1 protein-coding gene is annotated in these 1,862 nt (G+C 43.8%); it reads right to left on the bottom strand.

The window, feature by feature from the left end; translation table 11 throughout:
* Positions 1–310 precede the first annotated feature (310 nt).
* Complete coding sequence (locus tag BM210_RS34145) at positions 311–1,402, bottom strand: YheC/YheD family endospore coat-associated protein (protein WP_091177110.1); 1,092 nt, start codon at positions 1,400–1,402, stop codon at positions 311–313.
* Between the last annotated feature and the right edge of the window lie 460 nt (positions 1,403–1,862).

Below are 1,862 nucleotides of genomic sequence, written 5' to 3'. Positions count from 1 at the left end.
CTTTTTTATCGGGAAATGAAGCTCCACGACATTGTCTGGGTCATCGGGACCTTATGAGATTTTCATCGGTGTTTCAAAACCCAAATTTTTAAAAATGGCAACCGAACCCAAGTCACTGAAAAAGAGGACTGGACATCTGCACAAAATAACAGTTTTTATACAGATGTTCAGCAATGTTACTGAAGAAGATACCCGATCAACAAAAGAAATATGGCGTTATTAACGTGTTGTCCAGCAGCCAAAAGATTAGTGCCGAAAGTTTTGTGAGGGTTCTACAAAGTAAAACCTATTCAGAAGCATAGAAAAGGCCCTACAATCCATTTTTAAATTTTGTTCTCGCTAGATACGCCGCATACTGAATGGGACGCTGTATGGATTTGCGGTAAAGGCCCATTTCCTTCGTGCCTAAGAAGATGGAATGGCTCGGTTTCGGATTCGCCTCAATTAACCAGACATTCCCTTTCACATCGACACCAACATCCAAACCGAACTCCACCATTGAGCCATACCGATCTTCAATCACTTCCATCAATTTCATGGCCATTTGATCGCATTCCCGGCTGATTTGTTTGGCTTTCTCCGGGCCGAACCGTCGGATCATGAACGGTTCAAAACGCAATGCCATTCCGTCTCCATGAACCAGATTGGTGGTGGGGCTGTTTTTAGCACTAACCCGCATGCCCTTCCCGGTCACTTCCCACTCGCCCCTTTTGTTTTTTTGGATGATCAGACGGGCATCCAGTACGCGTCCGGGGGTCAGTTCCAGATTCAATCCTTGCTGAATCATGAAGTTTCCAGTGCGAATCCGCTGTGTACTCACCCATGAGTTAAGCCAGCGGACTACGGAATCTTCCGAGGGCAGAACAATATGCGTCAAGCGTGCCGATTTTTTTCGGCCCTTGATGTGAAATGTACCGGATTTTCGTGAGAGTTTAACTACACTGTGGCCACCAGTACCGTTGCCTGGTTTGATGTAGAGGATAGGATGCTTGTGGATCATGTCCCGTAGGTTTTGAGGGGTATAAAGCAAGGTTTCCGGTATCCATTGCTTCACCTTCTCCGATTTACTAAATAACTTAGTAGCTTTCCATTTGTAGGTGAACTTATGATTGGCATAAGTGAACAAATCTTTCCGGCGGCGCATATCCCGAAAAGGCTTTTTAAGATACCGGCAAAAATCAATCACGACATCTGGGCAAGGATAGATGTTCATCTTCCAGCGATTTGAAGGGGAAGGTATAAAGCCGTGAATTTTTTTATCTTTTTCTATCAGATCTAAATGAGAAAACACAACAACCTGGCTATCTAGTTTTTCGCCTTCACGGACTAAATCCCGCAAAAAACTGCCATTCATAAACGTTTTATTTGTTCTGTGTGCCAGAATACCAATAAGAGGTTTCACTCATCATAACATCCTCCCAAATCTCATTTAGCAATATTAACGTATGTGTGAAAGAGAAAAGAGGATGCTTGCCTAATCTAAATGGGCTGGATAAATGGGCACTAGCGGAAGACGAAGGTGAGTCGCCGTACTCATCAAGGAAGCGGAAAAGTGTCGTGAAAGTAAAACTAAGTAACGCGGATACATCTGCACAAAATAAGCAACTTTGTACATATGTCCTGCTGGGCGTTGAGCTGGCGTTTATTTATAACGACAACACTCACTTGAAGAATCTTTATGTTATTGATGAGATCTTATTGGTGGTATAGAGAGGTCAGGCTATCGGTTGGTTGAACAATAAGGGGATTTCCATGAAAAGGGCTAATAATAAAGTAGGGGAACCACTCTCATGGCTCCCCCCTTATCGAACCGCACGTGCCCTACTAAGGCATACGGCTCACCAACGTGATTCAACTTGAAT

The sequence above is a fragment of the Paenibacillus sp. 1_12 genome, from assembly GCF_900114475.1.
Lineage (GTDB): Bacteria > Bacillota > Bacilli > Paenibacillales > NBRC-103111 > Paenibacillus_S.
Note: the sequence above shows the minus strand (reverse complement) of the source record. Positions and strands in the feature narration are given on the sequence as shown.